Here is a 21,262-nt window from a genome sequence, read left to right as displayed (position 1 = left end):
ATGGCCGGAAGCCGCGTGGCAGAAGGGTTTTCGCCGTTTGGAACGGTATGGTGTTGCGGCGGTGCGGGAGGGCCGCAAGCACCCGCCGGCGGTGTTCGGCCGCGCGGCCAGATGAGAGCCGGTCGGCGGCCGCCCGTTTGAAACACGCTCAGGGCCGGATCGTTGCGCCCGTCGTCTCATGGAAAACCCCGGCCACGATCGTGAGCTGCGCGAGCGCATAGAGGCCCCAGATCAGCAGCTCGATACCCGGAAACACGCCGATGAAGCGGCCGACGCCGATCAGCGTGTCCGAGCCGACGAAGATCAGGCTACCGAGCGCGACCAACGGCCCGCGCGTGCGGGCCGCGAGCGCGAGGCTCGCCATCGTGCACAGCGCCAGCATGTAGACGGCCACCGGTACGAGCAGATCGCCGAGGTGTGCGAAGAACGCGACGTAGCAGGCGGCCGCCGCGATCCACAGCGCGATCGAAGCGCCGACGCGCCAGCCGCGCGGCCGCGCGCGCCAGCGCAAGAACAGCGCGCAATAACACAGGTGCGTGAGCAGGAACGCGCCGAGGCCCAGCACGAACGACGGCGGCCACGCGGGCAGCGCGAGCAGCACGTCGCCGAGCACGGCGGTGGCGAGCGCCGCGCACAGCCACGCGCGCTCGCGCGGCGCGGGGCACGCACTGCCCGCGGCGAGCAGCAGGATGCCCATCGCCGCTTTGGCGACGGGTTGGCCGGGATAGGGCGCGGTGACCAGCGACAGTCCGTACAGCAGCGCGGCGACGGCGGCGAGCGGCCAGAGCCGGCGATAGGGGGCGGGAAGCGTGGCGATCAACGCGGTGTCTCCGGATCGTGGTGGTCTGCGATGGTTTGCGATGGACGGCGCGCGGGCGAGCGCGCGGCTGCACGCATTATCGGGAACAAACGGCGCGCGAAAACTGGCGAATCCCTCTAGGAAACGACGGCGCGCGAGCGGCGCGACCGAGCGGTTTTTTTGCACGTTGCCCCGGTCGCGCCGGGGCAAGGGTTGCGGTCCGCCTTGCTATGCTCGCCTCGGTATTGACGTTGTCCCGCCCGGCCGTGCGTAGCGATGCGCGCCGGTGCGAGCCCGATGAACCCGTGCCCGGCCCGCGCCATTGCGCAGGACGGCCTCCACGCATTCCACGCATGATAGGTCCCACCATGACCGAATTTCTGCATGGCGACGGCGCGATCCGTCGCACGACGCCGTACGGCTCGTCGATCGAGAACACCTACGCGGGCGTGCTGTCGTTCATGCGCCGCAACTATTCGCGTGTGCTCGACGGCGTCGACGTCGCGATTTCCGGCGTGCCGCTCGATCTCGCGACGACCTATCGCTCCGGCGCGCGGCTCGGGCCGGCCGCGATCCGCGCGGCGAGCGTGCAGCTCGCGGAGCTGCATCCGTATCCGTGGGGCTTCGACCCGTTCGACGATCTCGCGGCCGTCGACTACGGCGACTGCTGGTTCGACGCGCACAATCCGCTGTCGATCAAGCCGGCGATCGTCGAACATGCGCGCACGATCCTGCGCTCGGGCGCGAAGATGCTCACGCTCGGCGGCGATCACTACATCACGTATCCGCTGCTGGTCGCGCATGCGGAGCGCTACGGCCGTCCGCTGTCGCTGATTCATTTCGACGCGCACTGCGATACCTGGGCCGACGACGAACCGGACAGCCTCAATCACGGCACGATGTTCTACAAGGCGGTGAAGGAAGGGCTGATCGATCCGGCGACGTCGGTGCAGGTCGGCATCCGCACGTGGAACGACGACTTCCTCGGCATCGAGCGGCTCGATGCAGCGTGGGTGCATGACCATGGCGCGCGCGCGGCGGTCGAGCGCATCGTCGGGATCGTCGGCGCGCGGCCCGCCTATCTGACCTTCGATATCGACTGTCTCGACCCGGCGTTCGCGCCCGGCACGGGCACGCCGGTTGCCGGCGGGCTGTCGTCCGCGCAGGCGCTGGCGATCGTGCGCGGGCTCGGCGCGGTGGAGCTGATCGGCGCGGATGTGGTCGAGGTCGCGCCGGCCTACGATCATGCCGACATCACGGCGATCGCGGCCGCACACGTCGCATGCGATCTGCTGTGTCTGTGGCGCCAGAAGAAGGTGGCTGGACGCTGAGGTGGCGCGTCGTGCACGCGTCGCGCAGCCGGCAAGGTCGGTGGCCGCGAGCGTTCGCCGATGGCGGCTTGCGTGCGACGTCCGCACAGCAGACGCAGAACGCGTGTATCGCAGCGCGCGGCACCGATGAAGCACGAAGGCCGACGGGCAGCGCGCCCGTCGGCCTGTTTCGAGCGGATGCCGCCGCGTGTATTACTTCGCCGCCAGCGCGCCTGCCACCCGCTTGTCGGTCCACGCATTCTCCGCCACGCTCAGCTTCTGCGGAATCAGCTTCGCTGCATAAAACGCGTCGGCCACGCGCTGCTGCACGGCCACGATGTTCTCGTCGATCGGCACCGCGCCGAACGGTACGCGCTGGATCCACGTCTGCACGAGCGGCAGCGGCAGGCCGACCTTCGGGGCGATTAGCGCGGCCGTCTCGGCCGGATGGCCGTTGACCCACAGGCCCGTCTCGCGCACCTGCTTCAGGATCGTGCCGACCACGTCCGCGTGTTGTTCGGCGAACGTGCGCGTAGCTTCGTAGAAGTTGTTCGCGGGCGTGAGGCCCGTATAGTCGGACAGCGTGCGCACCTTCAGCGAATTCTGGGCGGCCGCGTAATACGGGTCCCACACGGCCCATGCATCGACGTTGCCGCTTTCGAATGCGGCGCGCGCGTCGGCGGGCGGCAGGTAGACGGGGCGAATCTCGTCGTAACGCACGCCGGCCTTCTTCAGCGCTTCGAGCAACAGATAGTTCGCGCTCGAACCCTTCTGCAGCGCGACCTTCTTGCCGCGCAATTCGGACAGCGAGCGAACCGGCGAATCGGCCTTCACGAACACCGCTTCGTTGTGCGGCGACGGCGGTTCGGCGGCGACGTACACGAAGCGCACGCCCGCGGCCTGTGCGAACACCGGCGGCGGTGCGCCCGTATAGCCGAAGTCGATGCTGTTCGCGTTCAGCGCCTCGAGCAGTTGCGGGCCGGCCGGGAATTCGAACCACTGGACGTCGTAGCCGAGCGGCTTCAGCCGCGCCTCCAGCGCGCCCTGGCTTTTGAGCACCGACAGCAGCCCGGCCTTCTGATAGCCGATGCGTACGACCTTGTCGGCGCTGCCTTGCGCGAGCGCCGATGTCGCGGCGGCGACGGCGAGCGCCGTCACGGCGATGCGGGCGATCCAGCGGGTGAAACGAATCATCGAACGGACTCCATGCGAGACGTCTTCGGAAAGCGGCGTGTGCCGCTCGGTTGGAAGAATCGTCGCACGGGCGACCGGGCCCGCAAACCAAGCATTGCCGATATGAATATGACCGCGGCGGTCCTATGCTTTGTCGCCGTTGCCTTTCCTGGGCGAGCGGCCGGCGTGCTCGGAAGGGGCGGATGCGCTGGCCTGTCGCGCGGCTTCGTCGCTGAGCTTCTTGTCGAGGATCGTCGCGACGCGGCCGCCCAGATAGGCGCTGGCCGCGTTCTCGAGCGCGCGGTTGGTCTCGGCTTCGACGAACACGGCCGCGAGCGGACGCAGCCGCCAGATGGCGTCGACGAGCGCCGGCACGTCGGTGACCGGCGGCAGCGTGCCTTCGTCGTAGCGGTCGAGCCGCTTCACGACGAGATCGACGAGCAGCCGCGCGATCGCGTCGAAGTGCGGTCGCGCGACGCTGATCACGTCGAGCAATTCGCGCGGCGGGATGCCTTCCTTCGTCATCGCGGCCGCTGCTTCGAGCAGCGCGGGGCTTTTGGCGACGAACGACAGGCCGTGCCGTTCGAGCAGCCCGAACTCGGTTACGCGCGACAGCTGGGACGCCGTCTGCGGGCCGAACATCTGGGCGAGCGCGGCCAGCGAGTAGGTCTTGGGCCGTTCGTGCGACCACCGTCCGCCGATCGCGGTTTCCAGCCCGAGGATCGAGCGCAGGTCGTGGCCTTCGTCGATCGCCATGATCAGATCCTGGATGTTCGACAGCGTGTAGCCGCGCGCGAGCAGGTGGTTGATCAGCTTCAGGCGGGCGACGTGGGTGTCGTCGTAGATGCCGACGCGCCCGCGCTTCTCGGGCGGCGCGAGCAGCCCGCGATCCTGGTATGCGCGGACGTTGCGCACGGTCGTGTCGGATACGCGAGCGAGTTCGTCGACCGTGTACTCGTTGCGGGAATCCGCTGCGGCCTCGTCAGGCGTGTTGGGAGTCTGTTTTGGCATGCGGCCATTCTAGCGCGACGCGCCGGCGTCGGGCGTCGCGGGGAGCGTGCGCGCGCCGTCGCCGAGCGCGCGTTGCAGCAGCGCGGTATCGATCCAGCGGCCATGCTTGTAGCCGACCGCCTTCAGCACGCCGGCCGGCTCGAAACCGAATGCGCGATGCAGCGACGTCGAGCCGCCGGTGCCGCCGTCGGCGATCACGGCGATCATCTGCCGCCACGGGCCGGCCTCGCAACGCGCGATCAGCGCGGCGAGCAGCGCACGGCCGATGCCGCGGCCGCGCTGCGCGTCGTCGATGTAGATCGAATCCTCGATCGTGTGGCGGTACGCGCTGCGCGTGCGATACGGCGTCGCATACGCGTAGCCGGCCACGCGGCCGTCGCATTCGGCGACGAGATAGGGCAGGCCGTGGCGCAGCACCGCGTCGCGGCGTGCGCGCAATTCGGCGACGTCGGGCGGGGCTTCCTCGAACGACGCGACGCTGTGGCGTACGTGGTGCGCATAGATCGCGTGAATGGCGTCGAGATCGGCATCGGTCGCGTCGCGGACGGTGCAGGCGGGAGCGTCGGGCATGGCGGCAAGGCGGGCGGATGAAAACGCTACTATGCCGGCCGTCGGGCGGCGCGGTAAAGGCGGTGGTCAGCGGGCGCGCTGCGTGCGGCGCCGGCTCTACAGATGGCCATCCGCGTCGCGGACCGCTTCAGCGATCGCATCGGCGACGCGTTGCACGCGTGGCGAACGGCGCACGTCCGGGTGGACGACCAGCCAGATCTCGCGCTCGATTTCGCAGCGCGGGGCGGATGTCAGTTCGATTAGGGCGGGTGCGTGGGCGGTGGGGCGATTGGTTGAAGTGGTTTTGGTGATCGAAGCGGTTGTCGCGATCGAAGGGGGCGAAGTGGTCGAAGCAGGTAAAGCACCCGAAGCACCCGAAGCACCCGAAGCACCCGAAGCACCCGATGCGCTCGATGCGCTCGAAGTGGTCGAGGCGGGCGGCGCAGTCGAAGTGATCAAAGTGCCAGGCGCACCCGAAATGCCCGAAGCGACCGAACCCGCCTCCATCCCCGGCAAATCGACGAGAAACCGCGGCAGCAGCGCGATGCCCGCGCCCGCCACACACGCGCGATGCAGCGCGGCGAGATCGTTCGAGATGAACGCGAAACGGCGCCCGGCCGCGAAGCGTTCGAGCCACTGCTGCTGCGGCATTTGCGCGAGCGCGTCGTCGTAACCGACGAACGCCCACGTATCGGGCGGCGCGGCGGCCCAGTCGGGCGACGCGCACAGTGCGAAGCGCATCGTGCCGAGCCGGCGGGCGGCCAGGCCCGGCTCGCTCGGCCGCGACAGGCGCACCGCGAGGTCGGCTTCGCGCGCGTACAGGTTGGCCGCATGCATGTCGCCGATCAGGTCGATCCGTAGCGCCGGCCACGCGCGCTGCGCGCGGGCGAGCCGCGGTGCGAGGAAATGACTCGCGAACACCGGCGACGCCGACACGCGCACGACGCCGTCGAGCGTCGCCGCGCCCTGCGCGGCGCGCGCGAACGCATGCACGTCGGCCTCGACGCGCGCCGCATGCTCGGCCAGATGCAGACCTTCGTCGGTCGGCGGCCAGCCGCGCGGCAGCCGGTCGAACAGCCGGATGCCCAGCGCCGACTCCAGCGCGTCGATGCGCCGCGCGACCGTCGAATGCTGGACCTGCAGCGCGCGTGCGGCGGCGGACAAGCTGCCGCCGCGCATCACCGCGAGGAAGTAACGCAGATCGTCCCAGCTCATCGCCGGCGCGGAACCGCTGGATGGATCGGTCGAATTTTGCACAGGAAGTGGGTGGGAAACGGGAATTTCGCTCGATTATGCACGATGGGATGATCGCGTCACTTCATACGAACGCGAGGAATGCCATGACCCGAACTGAAACCGCGATCCGCATCGGAATCGACCGCTACGGCGACGCCGGTGCGCTGCGCCGCGTCGATGCGCCCGTCGCGCCGCCCGGCCCCGGCGAAGTGCGGATTCGCCAGACCGCCGTCGGCGTGAATTTCGTCGACATCTATTTCAGGACGGGCGCGCATCCGTTGCCGGCGCTGCCGGCTGCGCTGGGCGTCGAGGCCGTCGGCGTGGTGGACGCGGTCGGGCCGGGCGTGGACGCCGTCGTCGCCGGCCAGCGGGTCGCCTATGCGGGGTTGCCGACCGGCAGCTACGCGAGCCTGCGCACGCTGCCCGCCGAGCGCGTGGTGCCGGTGCCAGACGGCGTGAGCGACGAAACGGTGGCCGGCGGCCTGTTGAAGGGGATCACCGTCTACATGCTGTTGCACCGCGTGCGGCAGGTGGCGGCTGGCGATAGCGTGCTCGTCCACGCGGCAGCGGGTGGCGTCGGCCTGCTGGCGACGCAGTGGGCGCACGCGCTCGGCGCGCGCGTGATCGGCACGGTCGGCTCGACGGCCAAGGCCGCGCTGGTGCGCGCGCATGGCGCGCAGGCGGTGGTCGATTACCGTGACGAGGATTTCGTCGCGGCCGCCCGCGCATTCGGCGGCGGCGCGGGCGTCGACTACGCGATCGACGGGATCGGCGGCGACGTGCTGACCCGCACGCTCGGCGCCATCCGGCCGTTCGGGATGGTCGCGAGCATCGGGCAGGTGGCCGCGATCGGCGCGCGACAGACGATCGATCTCGACGAGCTCGGCCCGGCGCGCTCGATCGCATTGGCGCGGCCGAGCGTGCTGGGCTTCATCGCGCGCGACGTGGCCGGCTATCGGGACGCGGCGCACGCGACGCTCGAGCGGTTCGCGCGCGGGATGCACGTGGAGGTCGGCGCGCGGCTGCCGCTAGAACAGGCTGCCGATGCGCACCGCCTGCTTGAATCGAGGCAGACGACCGGCGGCGTGGTGCTGCTGCCGTGAGCGCGGGCGGGCAGGGCTGCCGCTCGAGCAGGCCGCCGCCGCGCATCGCTTGCTCGAAACGCGGCAGACGACCGGCGGCGTGGTGCTGGTGCCGTGAGCGCGGGCGGCAGGGCTGCCGCTCGAATAGGCCGCCGACGCGCATCGCTTGCTCGAATCGAAGCAGACGACCGACGGCGTAGTGATGCTGCCGTGAGCGCGTGCGGCGCGACTGCCGCTCGACCAGGCCGCCGCCGCGCACCGCTTGCTCGAAATGCAGCAGACGACCGGCGGCATGGCGCTGATGCCGTGAGCGCGGCAGGCGCGGTTACCGCTCGACCAAGCCGCCGCCGCGCACTGCTTGCTCGAATCGAGGCAGACGACCAGCGGCGTGGTGCTGCCGCCTCGCGCACTTTCCGCCTCGCGCGACTACGCCCGGCCGACAGCGCTGCCGCCTCGCGCGCCGCCACCGCCAATTCAACGCCACGTCCGCAGCGGCGCGCGCTCGACGAACCACGCGAGCACGAATGCGATCGCGATCACGCCCGTCGCTGCGAGGTACACACCGTGCAGCGAGCCGGCGAACGCATGCAGGTACGCGTCGCGCACCGCGGCCGGCAACTGCTGGACGGCCGTCGGCCCGAGCGCGGCCGGCAGCGTCACGTCGGCCGGCAGCGCTTGCTCGAGCCGCGACTGCAGCCCGTGCGAGAACAGCGCGCCGAACGCGGCCACGCCGAGCGAGCCGCCGATCGAGCGGAACAGCGTCGCACCGGAGGTCGCGACGCCCATGTGCCGGAATTCGACGGCGTTCTGCACGGCGAGCGTCAGCACCGGCATCACCATGCCGAGCCCGATGCCGAGCAGCGCCATGTACGCGTAGATCGTATGCAGCGACGTGTCGAGCGACAGCGTCGACAGCAGCGCCATCGCGACACCGCCGAGCAGCGTTCCGGCGATCGGAAACGGCCGATAGGTGCCGAGCCGCGCGATCAGCCGGCCGCTCGCGACCGACATCGTCAGCATCCCGCCCATCATCGGCAGCAGCTGCAAGCCGGCCTGCGACGGCGTCGAGCCCTTGACGACCTGCAGATAGAGCGGAATGAACGTGACGGAGCCGAACAGCGCGATGCCGACGACGAAGCCGATCAGGCTCATCAGCATGAAGGTGCGCTGACGGAACAGCTCGAGCGGCATGATCGGCTCGGCCGCGAGCCGCTCCTCGTAGACGAAGCCGCCGATCGCGACCGCGCCGAGCACGAGCGTCAGCCACAGTTGCGGCGACGACCACGGCAGCAGCGAACCGCCTTCACTCGTGAACAGGATCACGCAGGTGAGCGCCGTCGCGAGGAACGCGGCGCCCATGTAGTCGATCCGGTGCTTGACGGGCGCTGCCTGCGGGCGGAACGCGACGCCGATCACCGCGAGCGCGAGCGCGCCGAGCGGCAGGTTGATCGTGAAGATCCAGCGCCACGACAGGTGCTCGACGAGGAAGCCGCCGAGCAGCGGCCCGACGATGGTGGCGAGGCCGTAGACGCCGCCGAACATCCCCTGGTAGCGCGCACGGCGATCGGGCGGCACCAGGTCGCCGATCGCTGCCATCGTGACGACCATCAGTCCGCCGCCGCCGAGCCCTTGCAGCGCGCGCAGCACGATCAGCTGCGGCATGTCCTGCGCGATGCCGCATAGCGCGGAGCCTGCGAGGAACAGCGCGATCGCGGCCTGCAGCACGACTTTGCGGCCGTAGAGGTCGCCGAGCTTGCCGTACAGCGGCAGCACGACCGTCGACGACAGCAGGTACGCGGTGACGACCCACGACAGCCGGTCGAGGCCGCCGAGCTCGCCGACGATGGTCGGCAGTGCGGTCGACACGATCGTCTGGTCGAGCGCGGACAGCAGCATGACGAGCAGCAGCGCGGCGACGATCGGCCCGCTCGGCGCGTCGCGGCCGGCCGCGGCGGTGGGCGGGACAGCAACGAGGGTATTGGTTTCCATTGAAATATCTGCCTCGGCAGTGAATCGGTCGAAATATAGGCGTATTCCGTTGTCCGATCAATGATCGTCGTGGCTCGAATTGTTGCAGCGGTAACGGGAGATTTCAGGTCAGATGAATTGACCGAGATCAGTGTGCAAGCACACTTCGCACTCAAGTTTTTTGCAGGGAAACCGTAATAAAGAATGCCGCGGTCCGATTGCCGCGGCATTTTTCATCGCTCACTCCCGACATGATGAACCTGAACGCCCTGTTTTCCCGCTTTTCGATCCGTACGCGGATCTTTTCCACGCTCGGTCTGGTGGCCGTGCTGCTCGTCGTGTCGGGCCTGATCGGCCTTGCCGGGATGCAGAGCTCGAACCGCGCGCTCGACGAGGCCTATACGCGCCAGATGGTCGCGAAGACGGCGCTGTCCGCGGCGAACCTGAACCTGATGATCGTGCGCACCACGCTCGACCGCGCGCTCGTGCATCCGGACGCGCCGGAGGTGCCCGACCTCGTCGGCAAGGCCGAAGGTTATCTCGCGAAAGCCGACGCGGCGTGGCGCACCTACGCGGCGATGCCGCACGACGGCGACGAAGCTCCGCTCGCGAGCCGGCTCGACGCCGCCCGCCAGGCGCTGATCGGGCAGGCGCTGAAGCCGATGATCGACGCGATGCGCGGCGGCCGCCGCGACGACGCCGACCGGCTGCTGATGACGGTCGCGCCGCCGCTGTCGGTCGCGCTCGCGCAGGCGACCGATGCGCTGGACGCATACCAGGCGGCGCGCGGCAAGGACGTCTACGACACCGCGCAGACCTATTACGGCTGGATGCGCATCGGCGCGCTCGCCGGCATCGCGTTCGGGCTGGCCGCCTGCTTCGGCTGCGCGGTCGGGCTGCATTTCGCGATCACGCAGCCGGTGAACCGGCTGCTCGCGCATTTCCGCCGCCTGTCGGACGGCGATCTGACGGCCGAGCTGCACTGGTCGTCGCGCGACGAGATGGCCGAGCTGGTCAAGGGCGTGACGGGGATGCAGCGCAGTCTCGCCGATACGGTGCGCCAGGTCAGCCGCGGCTCCGAATCGATCTCGACCGCCACGCACCAGATCGCGGCCGGCAACACGGACCTGTCGCAGCGCACCGAGGAGCAGGCGTCTGCGCTGCAGCAGACGGCCGCGAGCATGGAACAGCTGACGGCCACCGTGAAGCAGAACGCCGATCACGCGGTCGAGGCGCAGGCATGCGCGGACAACGCGAGCGAGATCGCGACGCGCGGCGCGACGGTCGTCGGCGAGGTGATCGGCACGATGAACGAGATCGACCAGAGCTCGCAGAAGGTCGCCGACATCATCGGCACCATCGAAGGCATTGCGTTCCAGACCAACATTCTCGCGCTGAACGCGGCGGTCGAAGCCGCGCGGGCAGGCGAGCAGGGCCGCGGCTTCGCCGTGGTCGCGGGCGAGGTGCGCACGCTCGCGCAGCGCTCGGCGTCGGCCGCGAAGGAAATCCGCACGCTGATCGGCGAGTCGGTCGAGCGCGTCTCGACGGGCTCGAAACTGGTCGGCGTGGCCGGTGCGACGATGCAGGACATCCAGCAGGCGATCGGCCGCGTGACCGGCATCATGACCGAGATCGCGGCAGCGTCGAACGAGCAGCGCGACGGCATCGAGCAGGTGAACCGCGCGGTGTCGCAGATGGACGAGGTGTCGCAGCAGAACGCGGCGCTGGTCGAACAGGCCGCGGCCGCCGCGGCGTCGCTCGAAGAGCAGGCGGAAGGTCTGCGTCGGGCGGTGGGGACGTTCCGGGTCGCGTGACGCATCGGGCGCCGGCGCATGCAGCGGCCGGCGCGGCTGCCGGCGTGCCGTTGTTGGCGTCGCCGGGGTCGCCGGGGCAGCCGTGCGTCAAGCGGCCGGCAGTTGCGCAGCCGCGCGCGCCGACGCGACGAGCAGCAGCTTCATCGTCGCGCGGGTCGCGCCGACGAACAGCTTGCGGGCCGCGCGCGCATCGAGCGTGTCGAAGTCGACCTCGGTGAGGATCACGCAGGGCGCCGATTGCCCCTTGAACCGGTAGATCGAATCGAGGAGCACGTCGCCTTCGCGGTATTCAGGGTTGCCGAACAGGTCGTACTTCCCCGTGAACCGTTTCAGCCGGTGCGGGCCGAGCTGGTCGAGCCGCGCCAGCACCGAGCTCTCGCGGCCGCGATACGACAGCACGGCGATGTCCTGCTTGCGAAAGCCGAGCGACAGCGCGTGCGTGATCGCGCGCTTGGTCGCGTCGATGCACGCGTCGGCGAGCGCGTCGTCGGCCGCGCCGGCTTCCCCGTATGACGACACGGCCGGATCGGAACCGTCGAACGGGCTGCCGGAGCGCAGCTCGGCCGCGAGTGGCTCCACCCGGCCGACGACGTCGCGCACGAATTCGAGCAGGTCGCGCGGGCTGCGATAGTTGGTCAACGCCTTCAGCGTGACCCAGCCGGGCAACGCGACGGGCTCGCGCAGATACAGGTTCTGCAGCGGATCTTCCAGCCACCACCAGGCGCCGTTCGGCGCGAGCAGGCGCTCGAGGGCCGTCGCCCACGGCGCGTGGAAATCCTGACCTTCGTCGACGATCAGCACGTCGAAGCGCCAGCGCTCCGTCACGGGCGTTTCGGCGAAGCGCGCCTCGAGCCGTTCGAACGCGCCGGGCGCGTCGAAGTCGGGCGTATAGCCGCCGTCGCGGGCGACCCAGTCGCACAGCTGATGATAGTTCGCGATCGTCGCGCCGGGCGGCGCGATGCGTGCGATGTAGTCGGCGAGCGGCCGGTTGAAGCACACGTAGAGCACGCGCTTGCCGGCCGCGAGCGCGTCGCGCATCGCCTGCACCGCGAGCTGGGTCTTGCCCGAACCGGCCGTGCCCGTCACGCGCAATCGGAACGGCGTGAACTCGAGCTGGCGCGCCCATGCGGCGAGCCCGCCCGACAGCCGCGTTACCAGCGTGCCGGCCTGGCCGACGAGCGCGCTGGTATCGGGCGTGAGCGCGAGCTCGTCCGCGAAGAAGTGATGCAGCTTCGCGGCGTTCGGCAACGGCGCGTCGTCGTCGGGGAGAATCTGCTGGATGACCTGCGCGAGCTGCGCCTTGCGCGAGGCATCGACGATGCGGTCCGCCGGGACGCCGGCGATCGCCGTGTCGCGGATCGCGTAGTCGGGGCAGTACAGCAGCGCATCGACGCCGTAGACGCCCGCGCCGAGCGCGGCCGTCAGCCGCCGGTGCAGCGTTTCCTGCGTGCGCGCGAGCTGGATCGGGACGTTGCGCTCCTTCTGCAGGTAGACCTTGACGAGGCCCTTCGGCGTTTCGCGCAGGAAGCCTGCCTTCTGCTCGATCAGCAGCACGCGGCCCGCTGCGCTGACGACCACGAAGGCCGCTTCGCCGAACACCGAGAAGCCCTGGTCGGCGCGCGTCCAGTGGACGCCGTGATAGACGGTGTAGGTGTCCGGCAGCGCGTGTTCGAGCGCGGCGAGCGTCTCGCGCTCGCGTTCGGCCGCGCCGGTGGCGGCAAGGCTTTTCCAGTCGTCGGGAATCAGGCGGGCCATGAAGTCGGGCGGCGAAGGCCGGTCGTGAACGGAATCCGGCCATTGTACTGACGAACCCGTGCGCCACCGCCGAGCGGCCTGCGCCGGCTGCCCGTCAGCGCAGGCCGGCGCTCAACTGCGGGCCAGCCGCTTCGCGAGATCGGCGCTGAGAATCGCCATGCGCGCGGGCTTTTCGTAGCAGACGACGTCGAACGCGCGGATCACTTCGCTGATGTCCGCTTCGCTCGCGCGACCGGTCAGCAGGTCGCCGGTCAGCACGAAGATCGGGGCGCCTGGATTGTCGGACGTGCGCACCGCCTTGATCGCGGTGGCGGCCGTGCCGTCGTCGAACCGCCATTCGGTGACGACCGCGTCGAACGCCTGGCCCTGCAGCGCGTCGACGAACGGCGCGAGGCCGTCGAACGCGGCGGTGGCGAAGCCTTGCCGTTCGAGATAGCGGCACAGTTCGGTCGCGCTGACGCGGTCGGGATCGATCACCGCGACGATCAGCTTGTCGCTTTCGGCGCGGCGCGGATATATCTCGATCTTGTGCACGTCGTACGCGTTTTGATACAGCACGCCGGTGTGGCGCAGCACGCGCCAGCGGCCGTTCTGTTCGTAGGCGACGAATTCGGGGCGGGCGCCCGCTTCGAGCGGCGCGCCGATCCACGCGGTGCATGGAATTTCGGCGACGCCCGCATAGAGCACGGCTTCCTGTGAACAGGCGCCGACCATGCCGGGGTCGAGCGTCTGCGCGCCGAACAGTTGGGCGGCGGGCTCGCCATAGGCTTCGGCGACTTTCTTGATCTGCGAGAGCGTCCAGGGGCTGCTGCCGCGCAGTTTGCGGTGACCCTGCGAAAAGCTCAGGTCGAGGATGCGGCACAGCTCGGTGGTCTGCTGGCGCTTGCCGATGCCGTTGCGGGTCATCAACTCGCGCACGCGCTCGGCAACCGCGAGGGAATCCGTGGTGATTGCTTCAGTGGTCATGCTACGGGAACGGATCGTGACGTTCAGAACGACGCCTTGCGGCAGTCTCGGCGGACAGTCTTGAGGACGTCCAGGGGCGAGCCGACCGGCCACGCGCGGAAACGATAACTTTACCGCAAAACTGCGGCCATTCCGTGGCCGAAAAGATGGGTTTCTGTGAAAGGTGTGTCACGACGTTACGCGATGCGCACCGCTTCGGGGCATGCATAACGGTCGGCGCCGGGCCCGGGTGCGCCGCGTAGGCCTCGGCGCGCAGCGGCGCAGCATGCGGCCCTTTTTCGATGAAATCCTCTAGCGCAACCGATGAAGTTACAGTTGCCGGGCGCTGCGTGCACGAGCCGCACGCCATGCTACGATTTCGCTCGTCTCAAAACAGATCGAAGCGATGCAGAAAAAGTTTGTGATGCGCGGGTATGAGATGAACTGCGAGCCGCGCGTGACCGAGAACGGCAAATATGCCGCGCAAGTCGAGGTGACGAAGCTGGGTTTCAGCCGCGAGGCCGCATTCCGCAAGCTGGGCGAATTCGACACCGAAGCGGAAGCCGTCGCCTACGCGAAGAAATTCTCGGAAGAATGGTTGAGCCGCTACGCATAGCGCGCCGACGGGTTGCGGAACCCTCGGGCAGTACGCTCTCCTGACAGCCGAACGCGTTCAACGAAGCCAGCCATGCCAGGCGTGCCACGTGCGATCGCCTTGATTCATTCCATATGGTTGCGAATGGCGACGTAAATTTGTAGATTGCTCAGGTGAATCGCCGGTATCGGCCGATGATTGGTAGAACGACACGCAACGGGAGACCGTCAATGTCAGCCTTGTGCATGCAGACCATCGTTCACGGCAGGACCGTCCAGGTCGTGCTCTCACCCGAGCGGCGAACCGCCAGGATCCACATCGTCGACGACGAATCGGGAAGCTATCCGCCGCGCACGATCAGCATCGAACGGTACTTGAGCGCCGGGATGACCGACGAGCAGATCGCGCGGCATGTTCTCGAAGTCGTCACGATGTCGGTCGAGCAACTCGCCAGATTGCAGCCGTTCGACCGCGCGAGCGGAAACCGCAACCGCACGCGCCATAGCCACTGATTCGGGTCGCGCCCGAATGGTGGCGTTTGCCGCCGGAGACTCCTTCCACGATTCACGCGCATCGCCGTATGCGGCACCGCATACGGCGAGCATTGCCGCGACTATCAGGTCTGCGTCTGCGGCTGCGCGCTGCCGGCATCGGCGGCCGTCGCGCCGAACCATTGACCGCACTGCGCGTATGGCTCGTTGCGGTCGTGCGCGAGCGCGGGCGGACGACCGCTCGTGCGGCGGCGGCGGGCGCCACTCGCGCCGAACGCGTCGAGCATCGCGAGCCCGCGCGGCGTCAGATGCGCGCGCCGATCGCCGTCGGCGCGATGTTCCAGCATGATCAATTGGCGTGCGAGCAGCGTGTCGATTTCGGCACGGCCGTTGTCCAGTTGATCCGGCGCATGACGGATCAGCATCAAGGTCGCAAATTCGTGTGGACTCAGCATGTTCGTCTCTCATGTCAAAGCATCGCCTGGCGGCAACCCGATGCGCGACGAACCGGTGCGCTACCATGCCGTTGCCTGCCTGGCCGATAACCCATCGAAGCACGCAGCGCGAGAACCGCGACTGCGTCGAGCGACACCTAAAATAGGTCACGCGTTGCGAATTTCAAGGGGCGTCCGCTTTCGAAAGAATGGGACGTTTCATGGACCTTTTCGACATCGTGAACCAGCAGATCGACGCCGTTCGACTGCCGCTCTATGCCGTGACCGTGACCGCCGCCGCACGTGCCGACACGCCGTTGATCGCGATCCTGCACTGGCATGGCTTGCTGCGCGAAACGCCGCTCGCGCTGCCCGGCATCGACGTGCCGCCGCGCCCGGTGCCCGGCAGCGCGATCCAGTTCGAGCGCCCGGGGCCGGCGCTCGAATCCGTCGAGGCGATGCTGCTCGATGCGGCATGGCGGTTGGGCGCATGGGAGCTCGAGCGCGTCGAGCGGCGCGCGTGCAATACGCTCGGCGCGTCGGCCGGCGAAGCGCTCGCGTGTCGCCAGGCGTTCGGCGACTACGGCGATTACGGTGCCGGCGCGTGCGTCGAGCATCATCTGGTCGACGGCGCGCCGGAGCGCGACGCGCTGATGCAAGTGGCCGCGCGCAAAGGCTACGCACGCTGGATGTTCCGTCCGGTCAAGGGCGGCCTCTGGCGCACGCTCGACGAACCCGACGACACACTCGATGCGGACGGCGGCCGACAGCCGCCGTGCCCGATCTTGCCGCGGCCATAGCGGCCGTCGCTGCAGCGCGCGGCGCCTGTTCGCTACCGGCTGGGCGAGGTGCGCCGCATCCTGATCCGTTGAAACATTTTGTTACAAACGCATCGTGCGCGCGGGTCTTGAAGCGCGTTCGCTCGCCACTATTTCGCTTTTCGCCGATCGACGGCACGACAGCGCATCGCGGCTTTCGCCGGTGGCTGCGCTGCCGGATTCCCTTATTCAGGTGATCTCATCGCTCAGGAGATGAAAATGCAGATTCGTCCCCTCTACGACCGGGTTATCGTCAAACGAATCGAACAGCAGCGGACGACGGCGTCGGGCATCGTCATTCCCGATTCCGCCGCGGAAAAGCCCGAACAGGGCGAAGTCATTGCAGTCGGCAGCGGCCGGCTGCTGCAGGACGGCTCGCAGCAGCCGTTGCAGCTCAAGGTCGGCGACCGGGTTCTATTCGGCAAATATGCAGGCCAGACCGTCAAGGTGGACGGCGAGGAACTGCTCGTCATGCGCGAAGAGGACGTGATGGGCGTGCTCGAAGCGGCATCGCCGGCTGCCCGCAAGGCGGCCTGAAGCGCGATGCGCCCGCGCCGCGCCGGCAGGCGGCCGGTGAGCGCGGCATTCCGTTCAACGACTTTACCCGGAGCAACGAAATGACTGCAAAAGACGTGAAATTCCGCGACGGTGCGCGTAGCCAGATCGTCAAGGGCGTGAATGTCCTCGCCGACGCGGTGAAGGTGACGCTCGGCCCGAAGGGCCGCAACGTGGTGATCGAACGCAGCTTCGGCGCGCCCGTCATCACGAAGGACGGCGTGTCGGTCGCGAAGGAAATCGAGCTGAAGGACCGCTTCGAGAACATGGGCGCGCAGATCGTCAAGCAGGTCGCGTCGAAGACGGCCGACGTGGCCGGCGACGGCACGACGACCGCCACCGTGCTCGCCCAGGCGATCGTGCAGGAAGGGATGAAGCACGTCGCGGCCGGCATGAACCCGATGGATCTGAAACGCGGCATCGACAAGGCCGTCGGCGTGGTGCTCGAGGAGCTGCGCACACTGTCGCGGCCGATCTCGACGCACAAGGAGATCGCGCAGGTCGGCGCCATTTCCGCGAACGCGGACGACGCGATCGGCAAGATCATCGCGGACGCGATGGAGAAGGTCGGCAAGGAAGGCGTGATCACGGTGGAGGACGGCAAGTCGCTCGACAACGAACTCGACGTCGTCGAAGGCATGCAGTTCGATCGCGGCTACATCAGCCCGTACTTCATCAACGATCCGGAGAAGCAGGCCGCGTATCTCGACGACGCGCTGATCCTGCTGCACGACAAGAAGATCTCGAACATTCGCGACCTGCTGCCGATCCTCGAAGCGGCGTCGAAGTCCGGCAAGCCGCTGCTGATCGTCGCCGAAGACGTCGAAGCCGAAGCGCTCGCGACGCTCGTCGTGAACGCGATGCGCGGCATCCTGAAGGTGGCCGCGGTCAAGGCGCCGGGCTTCGGCGACCGGCGCGAGGCGATGCTCGAGGACATCGCGATCCTGACCGGCGCGACGGTGATCTCGGAGGAAACCGGCAAGCAGCTCGACAAGGCGACGCTCGACGATCTCGGTAGCGCGAAACGCGTCGAGGTGCGCAAGGACGACACGATCATCATCGACGGCGCCGGCGACGCCGCGCGTATCGACGCGCGCGTGAAGTCGATCCGCGTGCAGATCGACGAAGCGACGAGCGACTACGATCGCGAGAAGCTGCAGGAGCGTGTCGCGAAGCTCGCGGGCGGCGTCGCCGTGATCAAGGTCGGCGCGATCACCGAAGTCGAGATGAAGGAGAAGAAGGACCGCGTCGACGATGCGCTGCATGCGACGCGCGCGGCGGTCGAGGAGGGCATCGTGCCGGGCGGCGGCGTCGCGCTGCTGCGTGCGCGCGCGGCGCTGACGGACCTGAAGGGCGCGAACGGCGATCAGGATGCCGGCATCCGCATCGTGCTGCGCGCGCTCGAAGCGCCGCTGCGCGTGATCGCGTCGAACGCGGGCGACGAACCGTCGGTGGTGATCGCGAAGGTGCTGGAAGGCAGCGGCAACTTCGGGTACAACGCGGCGACCGGCGAGTACGGCGATCTGGTGGAGGCCGGCGTCGTCGATCCGACCAAGGTCACGCGTACCGCGTTGCAGAACGCGGCGTCGATCGCCGGCCTCGTGCTGACGACCGATGCGACCGTCGCCGACGCACCGAAGGACGAACGCGCTGAAGCCGCGCCGTCCCCCGAGCTCGGTTACTGAACGCGCCGACACTGGCGCCGCCGCTGGCCGGCGCGGCACGGTTCGGTGCGCGCGATAGGCGCGCGCACCGTCTTTTTCATGTTGCAGAGACCGATCATGAAACTTCAGCTGTCGATCGATTCGAAGCCGCTGCACATCGAGATCGACGATGTCGTCGCGGGGCTGCTGGCCGCGCGGCTCGGGCTGCCGCCGGACGGCGACCACCGCGATGCGGTGGCCCGCTACCTCGGCGACGCGGCCGGCCCATGGACCCTCGACGACGCACACATGCGCAAGCGCGTGATGCGTCGCCTGATTCTCGACGTCGCGGATCCGACGCTCGTCATTCAGTACCTGATGGCCGACCAGTCCGAGCCCGGCGCAACGGGTGCGTGATCGCGACGCTCGGCGCCGTCAGCGTTTCGCGGGCGCGTCGGTCTCATCGCGGGCGAGATAGGTGCGCACGACGCCCGCCATGTTGTGTTCGAGCCACGCGGCCATCGCCTGCTCCTCGGGCAGGATCCGCTCGCAGATCGTCATCGTCTCGCGGTCGCCGACGAAGCGCGCCGCTTCGATCAGGTTGCGATACGCGGCGATTTCGAAATGCTCGAAGGTGTAGCTCGCCATGCCGCCCTTGACGATCTCGTCGGAGGCGAACATGCCCGCGAGGCCCTGCACCCACGCCATCGTCTTGGCGCCGACGTCCTTCATCGTCGACACCGATCCGCCGCGCCGTTCGATGCAGCCGCGTATCAGGCGTGCCTGCTCGCGCGTTTCTTCGATGTGTTGCTCGATGCGCCGCTTCAGATCCGGATAGTGGTCGATCCGACCGGCCATCGACGTGAGCATCGTCTCCGCCTGTTCTTCCATCGCGTGCGCGTCGCGCAGCCAGTCCATCAGGTTTTCCTCTGCTGCGGTCGTGTCCGTGGTCATTGCGTTCTCTCCGTTCGATTGAGTGAAGGGGCGTTCCGCTCGCGAGCGCACGTCCGTCGCGTGACGGTTCATGCGTCATCGGGTTCGTCGGCGGCGCCCGGCTGCGGCGTCGGTGCGCCGGAACCGAGCTCCGCGCCGGTCAGCGGATCGCTGTTGCGGTCCGATGCCAGCCGTTGCGACATCGCGTCGATCGCGTCTGCCTGCTCCGGTTCCAGCATGCCCTCCGCAATGCCGGTGCCGCCGTCGACCGCAGGCTCGCCGGGACGAATCTCCAGGCCGGCGCCGTGATTCCACGGGCCGACCAGCGGGGCAGCGTCCGGCTGCATGCGGAAGTACACGCGGTCGTAGGGCTCGACCGGCGGCAGCTTGCCCGGCGGGAAGTTCGCGGTGATCGCGTACAGCGCCTTCTCGAACGACTTCTGATGCGATACCTCGCGCGTCATCAGGAAGCCGAGCGCGTCGCGGATGCCGGGATCGTCGGTCACGTTGATGAGCCGCTCGTAGATGATTTTCGCGCGCGCTTCGGCCGCGATGTTCGAGCGCAGGTCGGCGGTCGGCTCGCCGATCGTGTCGATGTACGCGGCCGTCCACGGCACGCCGCCCGAATTGGTGAGCGGCGTGCCGGCGCCGTACAGCAGCTGCGTCACGTGGCTGTCGTTGCCCGCGCCGTGCAGCTTGCGGTACAGCTCGGCCTGCTCGTCGACGGCCTCGGCGAGTTCGCCCTTCGCGCCGCGATTGAGCATCGCGACCAGCGAGCCGATCACTTCGAGGTGGCTCAGCTCCTCGGTGGCGATGTCGAACAGCATGTCCTTGCGGCCCGGATCCTCCTCGGTGACCGCCTGCGTGAAATAGCGCATCGCGGCGGCGAGTTCGCCCTGCGGGCCGCCGAACTGTTCGAGCAGCAGGTTCGCGAGCCCCGGATTGGGCGCATCGACGCGCACCGTGTACTGAAGCCGTGTGTTGTGAATGAACATGAAGTCTCCATGAAGTGGGTTGCGCGTGAAGATCCGCGATGGCCGTACAGCAGGAAGCGATCCCGCAGTCGATCGAGCGGCCGGTTCGTCGCTCGAGCGGTTGCCGCGCAGAGCGTCTGCGCTCGCTGCGCGACGAGCGGCGTGTTCGCGAACGTAGGTGCGGTTCGACGGAGCTTGAGCGGCGTGTGCGGCGTGTGATGCCGCGCGAACGCGTCGTAGTGATGCGCGTAGCGATCGGACGATGACGGTGCGGTTCGGCGCAATGACCTGTGCGGGCCGACAAACGCTTGTGCCGCTACGGCAAAGTTCGTGGCCGTTTGAGGCGCTTTCGCGATGCGGGGAAGACGAGACGCGAGCGGCGCTTTCGCGATGCGTGCAAGCGTCGGCGGATTTTTCAAGCGCTTGTCATTTCGCTTACGCGCGGCAGAAGCAGCTTTATTGGAAGAGTCGATGCGGGGTTGCGTGTGGCCGGGCACGGCAGCCGGCCGGTGGGAAGGCAAGCCCGCGGTTTTCGCAGGCTTGCGTGCTTATCGCGCCTTCAGCATTTCGTCGGCGAGCCGATAGGCGGTAACGGCGCGCTTCGATTCATAGTCGGCGATGGACGACACGTTGCGACCGGCATCGCGCGACAACAGTCCTTGCAGTGCCGCGGCTGCGAAAAAATCGCGCAGATCGGGCATCGGCTGCTGCTCCGGTTGCGGCGCAGGCACGTCGATCGGCGGCGCGGGCTTCCAGAAGGTGGGCGAAGGCTCGGCGGCTTTCGCTACGGAAGCGGGTTTTCTGATGCTCACATCCTGGGACGGCGGCGTCATTTCTTCCCCTTCGATCGGATATCAGTTCGCGAAACAACGTAAGTCCTCGTTTTGCTCGGAGAGCGGCGTATTTTTTGTGTTTTGAAGAAGTACTAACCGATGGATCGACGCGAATATTCGCCGGTTATGCCGATCTCGTCAAAGAAAATAAATGAGTCCCGGCAGGCGGTGTGGCGCAGCACGTTTCGTTCCCGGCCGCGGCAAGGACGACATACGGTGCGCCGCGCGTGGTTGATGGTATGGCCGTGCGAGTGACGTCGCTGTGACACGTGCAACGTGCGATGGCGAACAGACGTGTGCGCGATTTTCGTGGTGATGTAGCGGCCGCGAGCGGATGCATCACC

At 68.2% G+C, this 21,262-nt stretch carries 20 protein-coding genes and 1 pseudogene; 9 read left to right on the top strand and 12 right to left on the bottom strand.

Annotation, left to right across the window (positions count from 1 at the left end; genetic code table 11):
• Window positions 1–148: 148 nt before the first annotated feature.
• Complete coding sequence (locus MBR110_RS19805; protein WP_014725251.1) at window positions 149–820, bottom strand: lysoplasmalogenase; 672 nt, start codon at window positions 818–820, stop codon at window positions 149–151.
• A 347-nt stretch (window positions 821–1,167) separates the two neighbouring features.
• On the opposite strand from MBR110_RS19805, the gene speB reads away from it, so the two are divergent.
• Window positions 1,168–2,130: an agmatinase gene (gene speB, locus MBR110_RS19800; protein WP_181709272.1), complete on the top strand. Its 963-nt coding sequence runs from the start codon at window positions 1,168–1,170 to the stop codon at window positions 2,128–2,130.
• A 192-nt stretch (window positions 2,131–2,322) separates the two neighbouring features.
• Here speB and MBR110_RS19795 read toward each other — a convergent pair whose 3' ends face one another.
• From MBR110_RS19795 to MBR110_RS19780, 4 genes are all read right to left on the bottom strand, one after another.
• Window positions 2,323–3,303 (bottom strand): sulfonate ABC transporter substrate-binding protein, encoded by a 981-nt coding sequence (locus tag MBR110_RS19795; RefSeq protein ID WP_034195219.1) that lies wholly within the window; start codon window positions 3,301–3,303, stop codon window positions 2,323–2,325.
• Between the two features lie 123 nt (window positions 3,304–3,426).
• The gene (locus tag MBR110_RS19790) at window positions 3,427–4,293 is read right to left on the bottom strand and encodes a MerR family transcriptional regulator (RefSeq protein ID WP_011882470.1); all 867 of its coding nucleotides are present in this window, start codon (window positions 4,291–4,293) and stop codon (window positions 3,427–3,429) included.
• A gap of 9 nt (window positions 4,294–4,302) precedes the next feature.
• A complete protein-coding gene (locus MBR110_RS19785) occupies window positions 4,303–4,863 on the bottom strand; it encodes a GNAT family N-acetyltransferase (protein ID WP_011882469.1) in 561 nt (186 codons plus the stop codon).
• A gap of 96 nt (window positions 4,864–4,959) precedes the next feature.
• The gene (locus MBR110_RS19780) at window positions 4,960–6,057 is read right to left on the bottom strand and encodes a LysR family transcriptional regulator (RefSeq protein ID WP_181709271.1); all 1,098 of its coding nucleotides are present in this window, start codon (window positions 6,055–6,057) and stop codon (window positions 4,960–4,962) included.
• Window positions 6,058–6,182: 125 nt separating this feature from the next.
• On the opposite strand from MBR110_RS19780, the gene MBR110_RS19775 reads away from it, so the two are divergent.
• Window positions 6,183–7,181 (top strand): quinone oxidoreductase family protein, encoded by a 999-nt coding sequence (locus MBR110_RS19775; RefSeq protein ID WP_181709270.1) that lies wholly within the window; start codon window positions 6,183–6,185, stop codon window positions 7,179–7,181.
• Window positions 7,182–7,634: 453 nt separating this feature from the next.
• Here MBR110_RS19775 and MBR110_RS19770 read toward each other — a convergent pair whose 3' ends face one another.
• A complete protein-coding gene (locus MBR110_RS19770; protein WP_181709269.1) occupies window positions 7,635–9,149 on the bottom strand; it encodes an MDR family MFS transporter in 1,515 nt (504 codons plus the stop codon).
• Between the two features lie 233 nt (window positions 9,150–9,382).
• Between MBR110_RS19770 and MBR110_RS19765 the strand changes: the two genes are divergently transcribed.
• Complete coding sequence (locus MBR110_RS19765) at window positions 9,383–10,942, top strand: methyl-accepting chemotaxis protein (RefSeq protein ID WP_041494308.1); 1,560 nt, start codon at window positions 9,383–9,385, stop codon at window positions 10,940–10,942.
• A gap of 87 nt (window positions 10,943–11,029) precedes the next feature.
• Here the strand turns inward: MBR110_RS19765 and MBR110_RS19760 are convergent, their stop codons facing one another.
• The gene (locus tag MBR110_RS19760) at window positions 11,030–12,697 is read right to left on the bottom strand and encodes an ATP-binding domain-containing protein (RefSeq protein WP_045577880.1); all 1,668 of its coding nucleotides are present in this window, start codon (window positions 12,695–12,697) and stop codon (window positions 11,030–11,032) included.
• A gap of 111 nt (window positions 12,698–12,808) precedes the next feature.
• Window positions 12,809–13,663 carry a helix-turn-helix domain-containing protein gene (locus MBR110_RS19755; RefSeq protein ID WP_011882463.1) on the bottom strand — a complete coding sequence of 285 codons (855 nt, stop codon included), beginning with the start codon at window positions 13,661–13,663 and terminating at the stop codon, window positions 12,809–12,811.
• Window positions 13,664–14,048: 385 nt separating this feature from the next.
• Here MBR110_RS19755 and MBR110_RS19750 point away from each other — a divergent pair, with 385 nt between their 5' ends.
• Both MBR110_RS19750 and MBR110_RS19745 read left to right on the top strand, forming a co-directional pair.
• Window positions 14,049–14,258, top strand: a complete 210-nt coding sequence (locus MBR110_RS19750; RefSeq protein ID WP_034195215.1) for a hypothetical protein — start codon at window positions 14,049–14,051, stop codon at window positions 14,256–14,258.
• A 209-nt stretch (window positions 14,259–14,467) separates the two neighbouring features.
• Window positions 14,468–14,749: a hypothetical protein gene (locus tag MBR110_RS19745; RefSeq protein WP_034195214.1), complete on the top strand. Its 282-nt coding sequence runs from the start codon at window positions 14,468–14,470 to the stop codon at window positions 14,747–14,749.
• A 104-nt stretch (window positions 14,750–14,853) separates the two neighbouring features.
• On the opposite strand, the gene MBR110_RS19740 is transcribed toward MBR110_RS19745, so the two are convergent.
• Entirely contained in the window at window positions 14,854–15,183 is a 330-nt protein-coding gene (locus MBR110_RS19740) for a hypothetical protein (RefSeq protein WP_175999515.1), read from the bottom strand.
• A 200-nt stretch (window positions 15,184–15,383) separates the two neighbouring features.
• Between MBR110_RS19740 and MBR110_RS19735 the strand changes: the two are divergent.
• The 4 genes and pseudogenes from MBR110_RS19735 (at window position 15,384) to MBR110_RS19720 (ending at window position 18,595) form a co-directional block, all read left to right on the top strand.
• Window positions 15,384–16,034 (top strand): annotated as a pseudogene (locus MBR110_RS19735) (diguanylate cyclase).
• Between the two features lie 165 nt (window positions 16,035–16,199).
• Window positions 16,200–16,517 (top strand): co-chaperone GroES, encoded by a 318-nt coding sequence (locus MBR110_RS19730; RefSeq protein WP_011882458.1) that lies wholly within the window; start codon window positions 16,200–16,202, stop codon window positions 16,515–16,517.
• A gap of 80 nt (window positions 16,518–16,597) precedes the next feature.
• Entirely contained in the window at window positions 16,598–18,220 is a 1,623-nt protein-coding gene (groL, locus tag MBR110_RS19725; protein WP_181709268.1) for a chaperonin GroEL, read from the top strand.
• 96 nt (window positions 18,221–18,316) lie between these two features.
• Window positions 18,317–18,595, top strand: coding sequence for a hypothetical protein (locus MBR110_RS19720; protein ID WP_045577884.1), 279 nt, complete (start codon window positions 18,317–18,319; stop codon window positions 18,593–18,595).
• 18 nt (window positions 18,596–18,613) lie between these two features.
• Here MBR110_RS19720 and MBR110_RS19715 read toward each other — a convergent pair whose 3' ends face one another.
• From MBR110_RS19715 to MBR110_RS19705, 3 genes are all read right to left on the bottom strand, one after another.
• On the bottom strand, window positions 18,614–19,132 hold the full coding sequence (locus tag MBR110_RS19715; RefSeq protein WP_011882455.1) for a ferritin-like domain-containing protein: 519 nt from the start codon (window positions 19,130–19,132) through the stop codon (window positions 18,614–18,616).
• 68 nt (window positions 19,133–19,200) lie between these two features.
• Window positions 19,201–20,106, bottom strand: a complete 906-nt coding sequence (locus MBR110_RS19710) for a manganese catalase family protein (RefSeq protein WP_041494193.1) — start codon at window positions 20,104–20,106, stop codon at window positions 19,201–19,203.
• A gap of 527 nt (window positions 20,107–20,633) precedes the next feature.
• On the bottom strand, window positions 20,634–20,918 hold the full coding sequence (locus tag MBR110_RS19705; protein WP_014725235.1) for a hypothetical protein: 285 nt from the start codon (window positions 20,916–20,918) through the stop codon (window positions 20,634–20,636).
• Window positions 20,919–21,262: the final 344 nt, after the last annotated feature.

Source organism: Burkholderia sp. MBR-1, assembly GCF_013822785.1.
Taxonomy (GTDB): domain Bacteria; phylum Pseudomonadota; class Gammaproteobacteria; order Burkholderiales; family Burkholderiaceae; genus Burkholderia; species Burkholderia vietnamiensis.
The sequence above is the reverse complement of the archived record's forward strand: the minus strand, read 5'-3'. Positions and strand labels throughout refer to the sequence as shown.